At 70.1% G+C, this 8397-nt stretch carries 9 protein-coding genes; 5 read left to right on the plus strand and 4 right to left on the minus strand.

Annotation, left to right across the window (positions count from 1 at the left end):
• On the minus strand, window positions 1-1166 hold a 1166-nt coding region (locus NBW84_RS19735), incomplete at its 3' end, for a DUF6986 family protein (RefSeq protein ID WP_250286294.1).
• 85 nt (window positions 1167-1251) lie between these two features.
• Between NBW84_RS19735 and NBW84_RS19740 the strand changes: the two genes are divergently transcribed.
• Window positions 1252-1731: a DUF202 domain-containing protein gene (locus NBW84_RS19740; RefSeq protein WP_250286296.1), complete on the plus strand. Its 480-nt coding sequence runs from the start codon at window positions 1252-1254 to the stop codon at window positions 1729-1731.
• Complete coding sequence (locus NBW84_RS19745; protein WP_250286298.1) at window positions 1728-2108, plus strand: DUF202 domain-containing protein; 381 nt, start codon at window positions 1728-1730, stop codon at window positions 2106-2108. The genes NBW84_RS19740 and NBW84_RS19745 overlap by 4 nt, the downstream gene beginning before the upstream one ends.
• A gap of 77 nt (window positions 2109-2185) precedes the next feature.
• Here NBW84_RS19745 and NBW84_RS19750 read toward each other — a convergent pair whose 3' ends face one another.
• Window positions 2186-3271 (minus strand): agmatine deiminase family protein, encoded by a 1086-nt coding sequence (locus tag NBW84_RS19750; RefSeq protein ID WP_445548289.1) that lies wholly within the window; start codon window positions 3269-3271, stop codon window positions 2186-2188.
• A gap of 14 nt (window positions 3272-3285) precedes the next feature.
• Between NBW84_RS19750 and NBW84_RS19755 the strand changes: the two genes are divergently transcribed.
• Window positions 3286-4239 (plus strand): nitrilase-related carbon-nitrogen hydrolase, encoded by a 954-nt coding sequence (locus NBW84_RS19755; RefSeq protein WP_250286302.1) that lies wholly within the window; start codon window positions 3286-3288, stop codon window positions 4237-4239.
• A 373-nt stretch (window positions 4240-4612) separates the two neighbouring features.
• Here the strand turns inward: NBW84_RS19755 and NBW84_RS19760 are convergent, their stop codons facing one another.
• Together NBW84_RS19760 and NBW84_RS19765 are read right to left on the minus strand one after the other, a co-directional pair.
• Window positions 4613-5272, minus strand: coding sequence for a nucleotidyl transferase AbiEii/AbiGii toxin family protein (locus NBW84_RS19760; protein ID WP_250286304.1), 660 nt, complete (start codon window positions 5270-5272; stop codon window positions 4613-4615).
• Window positions 5273-5280: 8 nt separating this feature from the next.
• Window positions 5281-5628, minus strand: coding sequence for a hypothetical protein (locus tag NBW84_RS19765; RefSeq protein ID WP_250286307.1), 348 nt, complete (start codon window positions 5626-5628; stop codon window positions 5281-5283).
• Window positions 5629-5913: 285 nt separating this feature from the next.
• On the opposite strand from NBW84_RS19765, the gene NBW84_RS19770 reads away from it, so the two are divergent.
• Entirely contained in the window at window positions 5914-7662 is a 1749-nt protein-coding gene (locus NBW84_RS19770; RefSeq protein WP_250286308.1) for an ATP-binding protein, read from the plus strand.
• 118 nt (window positions 7663-7780) lie between these two features.
• On the plus strand, window positions 7781-8397 hold a 617-nt coding region (locus NBW84_RS19775; protein WP_250286310.1), incomplete at its 3' end, for a DUF4143 domain-containing protein.

The following is an 8397-nucleotide window of genomic DNA, read 5'->3' on the forward strand; positions in this document are numbered from 1 at the left end:
GGGCCGGCTGGGCCGATCGTCGCGAGCGGACCGGTCGCATGCGCCGCGACAGTGCCGCCGACGGCGCCGGCGCCGGCGCCGGCGGCGCCGGTAGCGGCCCAGCGGGACAGCCGGGCCAGCGCGGTGGGCAGGCCGGTGAGCAGGCAGGACGCCACGGCCGCGTGCCGGGAGACCAGCTGCGCCGGGTGCAGGTCCCAGCCCTGGTAGAGACCGCGCCGCCAGGCCCGGCGGATCAGCTCGGCGTGCCGCCGCCAGGCCGCGTGCACCGCGGCGCGGTCACCGACCGGCAGCAGGTTGCACGACCCGTCCGCCACCCGCACGCCCGTGCCGGCCGCGGCGAGCTGCATGAGCGCGGTGGCGAGCTCCACCGCCGGATGGTCGCCGGCCTGATGCTCGGCGCTGATCCCCAGCGCCGCCGAGTAGTCGTAGGTGCCCACGTGCAGGCCGCGCAGGCGGGGGCGGCCCGCCGCCACGACCGCCGGCAGCGCCAGCACCGCCGCCGGGGTCTCGACCTGCACCTCCAGCGGTACGGGTGCCAGCCCGAGGCGTCCCTCCAGCTCCTCAAGGACGGCGCCGAACATGCTCACCTGCTGTGGCGCGCTCACCTTCGGCAGGGTGATCACCAGTCCGGGCGGCGCGGCGGCGGTGCCGCCCGCGGTGAGCGCGGTCAGGAAGAGGTCCAGGCTGCGCAGCCCGCGGGCGCGCACGGCCGCGTCCAGCGACTTCGGCCGCAGCCCGTAGGACGCCGGGAGCCGGCCCGCGGCGGCGGCCGCGCGCAGTGCCTCGGCCGCGGCGACGGCGTGGGCGTCCTCCTCGGCGTCGGCGCGGACACCGTACCCGTCCTCGAGATCCACCCGGAGGTCGGCGACCGGCGAGCCGGTGAGCACCCGGCGGACATGGTCGTGGACCCGCCCGGCCAGGGCCGCCGGGACGCCGGTCGCCGCCGCCAGGCCGGATGGTTCGCCGGCGTGCGCGCCGAAGGCGGCCCGGGCGGCCGCGGCCCAGTCGTCGACGACGGTCGCGGTCACCTGGTCGGCCGGCACGTAGCAGGTGTGCACCGGCTGGGAGCTGCCCGGATCCCCGGGAAAGCGGGTGGCCAGCTCGGCGTCCAGCCCGGTGAGCGGCGCGGTCAGTGCGGCGATCAGATCCGCTGGCAACGTCGGCATGCCCCCAGTCTCACCTCGGCCAGCGCCGCCGCGGGGGGCCGGCGGCGTACCTGGGCGGCGACGTTTCGACCAGTACGGTGAGGGGGTGGGCGCGGGCGAAGACGGGCATGGGAGCGGTCGCTTACCGTCCCGACGGGCGTGGTCCGCGCGCGCGTGGTGGTGCCGTCCGAGGAATGGGCGCCGGTCGAGGGACGGGTCCCGGCTGGGGGATGTCGGCCTGGTCGGTCAGGACCCGGACGTCCGCTTCAGCCTCGCCAACGAACGGACGTTCCTCGCGTGGATCCGCACGTCGCTCGCCCTGCTCGCGGGCGGCGTGGCGGTGGTCCAGGTCGTGCCCGAGTTCAGCGTCCCCGGTGCCCGGCATGTTCTGGGCGTACCGCTGATCATACTCGGCACTACCGTCGCGGCGACCAGCTACCGGCGATGGGTGATCGTCGAACGGGCGATGCGGGAGCGGCGGCCGCTGCCGGTTTCGGGACTGCCCCGGCTGCTCGCCGCCGGCGTGGCGCTGGTGAGCACGGCTGCGCTGATCTTCGTGCTGGTCGCCAGCCGAGGGGCACGGTGAGCCCTGCCGACGGCGGCGCCACCCCGGGCGGCCCCAGGGCCTGCGGCGATCGGCTGATGGTGCCGGACCGCGCCGCGGGGGAGACACAGCCGGAGCGGACCTACCTGGCCTGGCAGCGCACCGGGTTCGCGTTCGTCGGCCTGGGCGCGTTGCTCCTGCACGTCTCCTGCGGCCACGGGAATCGTCCGCTGGGATGTACGGCCGGTGCGTGGGCGCTCAGCGCTGGAGCGGCGGCATGGCTGACCGGATCGAGACGCCACCACCAGGACATGGCCGATGTCAGCAGCCGCCGGGCGAGCCCGGCCGGGGCGCTCCGATGCGTGGCGCTGGCGGCTGTGGTGTCCGGGCTGGCCGCCCTCGCGCTCGTACTGAGCTGAGCTGAGCCGAGCTGAGCCACGGTTGCGGACGGGAGCCACCGACCTGGCGGGTGACGGCCTGCCGGTGGTCGTTGTCCTCATCGCGTGACGCGTGGCTGTTGCTGGGTGATGCAGTGGACGCCGCCGCCGTAGGCGAAGACGGCCCGCCCGTCGACCGTCTCCACCCGCCGGCCCGGATACAGCCTGGCCAGCAGGTCCAGGGCGCGCTGGTCGGCCGGGTCGTCGAAGGTGCCGACCAGGACGAATCCGTTGCCGACATAGTGGTTGATGTAGGAGTAGCTGGTGGGCTGCCCGTCGAGCAGGACGGCGGGCGCGGGGATCTCGACGACGTGCAGCGGGCGGCCCGCCGCGTCCCTGCTCGCGCCCAGCAGGGCGGTCAGCTCGTGGCTTACCGCGTGGTCGGGGTGGGTGGGATCGGGCTGGGCGTGCACGGCAATGGGGCCGGTCGGCGTGAACGCGGCAACGATGTCGATATGGCCGCGGGTGCCGAGGCGGTGGTAGTCGGCGGTCAGACCACGCGGCAGCCAGACCGCGTGACGGGTGCCAAGCTGTGCGTGTATCTCGGCCCCGACCTGTTCCCGGCTCCAGCCCGGGTTCCGGCGGGGGTCGAGTTGCACCGTCTCGGTGAGCAGCACCGTCCCCGCCCCGTCGACATGGAAACCGCCGCCTTCGTTCGTGAGCGCCGAGCGGCGTGGTGTCGCGCCGGCCTGTACGGCGAGGTCCGCCCCGAGCCCGGCGTCGGCCTCCCACGTCGCCCAGTCCTGGGCGCCCCAGCCGTTGAAGACCCAGTCCACCGCCCCCAGGCGGGTCCCGTCCTCGATGGTGAACGTCGGGCCGGTGTCGCGGATCCACGCGTCGTCCAGCTCCCGTTCCACCACCCGCACACCCGGCCCGGCCAGCCGCGCCGCCACCGCGCCCTGGCCGGGGTGGGCGACGAGCGTCACCGGCTCGTACCCGGCGACCAGCCGGGCGACGCCGGCCCAGGCCGAACGGGCCGCGCCGAGCGTCTGGGAGCCCTCCGGGCCGAACGTGGCGCTGGGGGGTGGAAAGGCCATCCAGGTGCGTGCGTGCGGCTCCCACTCCGCGGGCATCCGTCGCGACAAGACGCTCACCTCCGTCCTGATGGCAGCCGCGCAGCGCGGGAGCAGGGGGGCCGGGGGCATGGGAGCATCGACGCATGCTGACGGTTACCAGTATCGGGACACGTACGTCGCCCGCGCGCGTCAGCCCTCCGGCCCGCCCCCCGTTCCGTCTCGGTGCCGTACAGCAGCGCTGGCATCGCGACCCGGCCGAACACGCGGCGGCGCTGCGTGACGGCGCGCGGATCGCGGCCGAGCTGGGAGCGGAGCTGATCTGTTTCCAGGAGCTCACCCTGTCGCGGTACTTCGCCGACGTCCGTCCGCAGGACAGCCCGGCGGCTCTCGCCGAGAGCGTCGAGGACGGGCCGACGCGCCGGTTCGCCGCTTCGCTGGCCGCGGAGCTGGACGTCCCGGTGCACGCCTCGCTCTACGAGCGGGCCGACGGCGACGGCGACGACGGCGACGACGGACTCGGCTACAACACGGCCATCGCCGTCGCGCCGGACGGCGCGCTGCTGGCGCGCACCCGCAAGCTGCACATTCCGGTTACGGCCGGCTACTACGAGGACCGTTACTTCCGTGGGGGACCCGCCGGGCCGGCGGCCTATCCGGTCCTCGGCCTGGGAGCGGCCCGGTTCGGCTTCCCCACCTGCTGGGACCAGTGGTTTCCGGAGCTGGCCCGCGCCTATTCTCTCGCCGGTGCCGACGTCCTGGTGTATCCCACGGCCATCGGCTCCGAACCGGACCACCCGGGATTCGACACCCGGCCGCTGTGGCAGCAGGTCATCGTCGGGAACGGTATCGCCAACGGCACCTTCATGGTGGCGGTCAACCGGATCGGCTCGGAAGGCACGCTGACCTTCTACGGCAGTTCGTTCATCTCGGATCCCTACGGCCGGGTTCTCGTGCAGGCCCCCCGCGACGAACCCGCCGTGCTCGTCGCCGACCTCGACCTCGACCAGAGACGTGACTGGCTCGACCTGTTCCCGTTCCTCACCACGCGCCGCCCGGACGCCTACACACCACTGGCCGAGCCCGCCACCCCCCGATAGCGCCTGTTCGAGCCGCGCCACGGGGCGGCGGCTCCGAATCTTTCCGCTGGAAAGCAAGGTCCGGCGACGACGGCGAAGGGCACGGCCATCGGCCGCCGTGAATCACTGGACGCGGAAGCTACCGTCAGGCGGAGCACCGGTGAATACGGAACGTGTGCGGCGCCGGTACCGGCCACGGTATATGTTGTGATATCCGTACCGATGACACGAGGGTTGTCGACAATCTCGGCAAGATCAGCGTCAGGTACCCATTCCTTCACTATCGGTCATGCTAGCTAGCATGACCGATAGTTCGGCATGATCAGCAGTGGGAGATCGCGATCCGTGAGGGTAGGTCGCGTACCCGAGCGGTTCTCGGTCTGGCCGGCTCGGGTTAGCCGAATCCGGGCTTCTCGGCAAGCAGACGCCTCCGCCAGTCGGCGAACCGTTGGCGCATTTCGGCGATCGCACGGGGGTCGGCGCCATACTCGGCGAACGCCGTATCGGTGATCTGTGTCAGCGCGCCGAGCGCATCAGCGAAGATCAGGGGGTCGAAGCCGGGATCGGTCGCGGCGGCCAGTTCGAGCAGGTCCTCACGCGAGTAACGACCGCTCATGATGGCGGCATCGACATCGAGAAAGTCACGCTGCATGGCGCGTCCGAACAGGGCACACATCTTGTTCGCTATGGCGTCGTCCGCATGCAGGACGGGCCCGATATCAAGCTGAATCGGATCGTGTGCCCGCCAGTCCGCAGAGAGTTCGACCTTCTCGGCCGTACCGTCGGACGGGTCGGCCACCATCAACCGAGCGAATGTTTCGGCCCGCATGGCGATCGATATCACGTACCCGGCTGCCTCCAGAGCGGAGACGACCGCCGACGTCAACTCCGGGAACTCGTTACGGCACTGCCAACTGGTGAACAGGTCGACATCCCCGCTCGGGCGGGAGCCCATCCCGTGCGCCTGGACCGCATAGCCACCCGCGAGCGCGAGCCCGTACCGTTCCCCGGCAGCCAGAGCGATCTTCGTGATCCTTTCGTGTCGGGGCTCCATGCCTGCGCCTACGCGGTGGCGGTGACCCGGCTGATTTCGGCGAGAACCGGGAATTTCTGCTCCCAGGCTCTCCTGAGCTGCGCCGGCAGCCACAGCAACGCCCACAGGCGCCGCAGCATCCCGGCGTTCAGGTACGTGTAGAGGTCCTGTGGGCTGGCCGCCTCGAGGAGGACGGCGCGGTAGAGGTCGACGACCCTGCCGGGAGCGTCAAGATCGTACTCGGCGTTGCCGGACCAGTCCAGGTGCGCTGGCAGCCGGACGACACCGGACGACGGCCCGCGCAGCAGGTCCAGGCTCCCCGCGACGGCATAGGGTCGCTGATAGCGGGACGTCGGCGCTCCACGCGTGTCAGCCATGATTACAAGCCTACCGTCAGCCGAAGACGATCGGCCGAGATGTGCCGCAAGCCCTGCCCACGCTCCGATATGAGGTGGCAGTACGGTCCTGGCGGGGTAGGGGGCGTCGAGCGGCGGCAACCGCTGGCCCTTGCTGGGTGAGAAGGCTGTCGGCTGGATCAGCGGGCGGATGCCTCCGCTACCCGTCACGCCACGGCTGGTACCAAGGCTCATCATACTAGCTAACATGATAGCTAGTATGATAGCTAGTATGATAGCTAGTATGTTGGTCGGTGAGGAGGGCGGATGCTCGACACCGAGCTTGCGGAGATCGTCGACAACCTTCGCGCCATCGGTGCGGACATCGCGGATGTGGAGGTGAAGAAGGCGCAGGGCGGGCTGCCGAAATCGCTGCGTGCGACCCTCTCGGGGTTCGCCAACACGCGAGGCGGCATGATCGTTCTCGGTCTGGACGAAACCCAAGGCTTCGCCGCGACGGGGCTTCCCGATCCGGCGAGGCTTGCCGCTGATCTCGGCTGCATGTGTGCCGAGGACATGGAGCCTCCGTTGCGGCCGTTGATCAAGATTCATGACTTCGAGGGTGCCCAGGTTCTGGTCGCCGAGGTCCCCGAGCTCGGCTCCGCTCAGAAGCCCTGCTACTCGCGTGGGGCCGGCATCACCAAGGGCAGCTACGTCAGAGTGGGCGACGGAGATCGTCGGCTGTCGGCCTATGAGGTCCAGATGATGCTGTCCGCACGCGGTCAGCCCCGTGAGGACGAGCAGCCCGTCCTTGGCGCCAGCATCGATCATCTAGATGCGGTCGGCGTCGACGCGCTGATCGCACGACTGAGGATCAGCAGGCCATATGCGTTCCAGGATCTGGACCGGTTGGCGGTACTGCGTCGGGCCAAGGTTCTTGTGCCCGGAGACGGCGGCGATGATGTGGTCTCGCTGGGCGGGCTGCTTGCGCTGGGCAGGTATCCACAGGAGCATTTCCCGCAACTTGTGGTCACGTTCGTCCACTACCCGACCGAGACCGGTGGCCGGTCCACCGAGAGATTCCTGGATAATGTGACATTGGAAGGCTCGGTCCCGGTCATGGTCCGCGACACACTGGCGGTCGTCCGCCGGAACATGTCTCGCCGGGCGGTCATCGCGGGTGCGGGCCGGCAGGACGTCTGGGAGTATCCCGAGACCGCGCTGCGCGAAGTCATCGTCAACGCCCTGGTCCATCGTGACCTGTCCAGTGGCGCCCGAGGTACCCAGGTCCAGGTCGAGATGTACCCCGATCGTCTGGTGGTCCGTAATCCTGGTGGGCTTTTCGGTCCCGTCACGGTCGACAGCCTTGGTGAGGAGGGCATCTCCTCGGCCCGTAACGCCGCACTTATCAAGATTCTCGAGGACATACCACTGCCTGGTGAGACCCGCGCTGTCTGTGAGAACCGAGGGTCGGGCATTCGTGCCATGCGCGACTCGCTGCTTGCCGCGGGCATGAGCCCGCCGGATTTCGATGACAGAATTTCGTCTTTCGCTGTCGTCCTGCCCAACCACACCTTGCTGAGTGAGGAGGCCGTCGGTTGGATCAGCGGGTTGGAGGAAAAGGGCCTGACCGACAGCCAGTGCATCGCGCTTGCGCTGTTGCGCCAGGATGGCCTCCTCGACAACCGCGCCTACCGCGACGCGACTGGCGTCGACTCCCGCGTCGCCACCAGCGAACTGCAGGATCTGGTCGCTCGTGAACTCGTCACGCAGATCGGAAGCCGTCGCTGGGCCAGATACGAGCTGTCCTGGCGAACGGCGCCGGCGAAAAGCCAGTCCGCCCGGGCCGATCGCAGACCGGAACTGCTCCTCGCCCTCGGTGGCAAGGCTCTTTCGCGCTCCGAGCTCGTCACACGAACCGGTCTTGGTGATCAGGCCGTCCTTCGGTGGCTGAAAATCATGCGAGAAGAAGGCCTGGTCGAAATCGTCGGCAGCAGCTCCAGGAGCAGACATGTGCGCTACCGCCGCACACGCCAGGGCCAGCTTTTCCGCCCCGAAGACACAGATCGTGACTGATCACTCCCATGTGTAGGGTCGTTCTGCGGCTGAACGACCCTGCGGTCGCCGCGGATCCGGACGCGGCGCCGCGCCGCGCCGCGCCCATGAGCCTGTCCTCCTTGACGCGTGGCAGGAGGTGCCGGCGGTCCTGGGCGCGGTCAAGCGGGCGGTCGATGACGACCCTCGTCCCGGCCGGTTCCTTCTCACGGGCAGCGTCGAAGCCGACTTCACCACACGCCAGTGGCCCGGAACGGGGCGTGTCGTCCGGCTGGTGCTGCACGGGCTCACCGAACGGGAGATCACCCGCTCCATCGATCAGCCGGGCCTGCTCGATCTGCTATTGGGCCCGGACATCTCGCGCCTGAGCATCGCCGGCACACCCCCGAGCCTGGACGACTACGTCGACCTCGCATTGAGGAGCGGCTTCCCCGAAGCCGCGCTGAACCTGAGCGCACCCGCGCGGCTCGCCTGGCTGGACGCCTACGTCGATCATGTCGTCACCCGGGACGTGCTTGCGGTGGGGGAACAGCGTGATCCCGTCCGGCTGCACCACCTCCGCTCCCGTGACGGTCAGGAGGTCGATGTCGTCATAGACCTCGGAGGAGGCCAGGTGATCGCAATTGAGATCAGGGCCTCCTCGGTGCCGACGGTCCGGGACGCCCGTCACCTCGGGTGGCTCCGTGACCATCTTGGCCAGGACTTCCGCGCGGGAGTCGTGTTCCACACCGGTCCGATGCCTTTCGAGCTCGGCGA

This window comes from Protofrankia sp. CiP1_Cm_nod2, assembly GCF_920664355.1.
Taxonomy (GTDB): Bacteria; Actinomycetota; Actinomycetes; order Frankiales; family Frankiaceae; genus Protofrankia.

Bases quoted from the DNA above. Each gene is read 5' to 3' on its own strand.
- NBW84_RS19760 (WP_250286304.1), bottom strand. From the start codon at position 5,272: ATGGAGCCCCGACACGAAAGGATCACGAAGATCGCTCTGGCTGCCGGG.
- NBW84_RS19755 (WP_250286302.1), top strand. From the start codon at position 3,286: ATGCTGACGGTTACCAGTATCGGGACACGTACGTCGCCCGCGCGCGTC.
- NBW84_RS19750 (WP_445548289.1), bottom strand. From the start codon at position 3,271: ATGCCCCCGGCCCCCCTGCTCCCGCGCTGCGCGGCTGCCATCAGGACG.
- NBW84_RS19765 (WP_250286307.1), bottom strand. From the start codon at position 5,628: ATGGCTGACACGCGTGGAGCGCCGACGTCCCGCTATCAGCGACCCTAT.
- NBW84_RS19770 (WP_250286308.1), top strand. From the start codon at position 5,914: ATGCTCGACACCGAGCTTGCGGAGATCGTCGACAACCTTCGCGCCATC.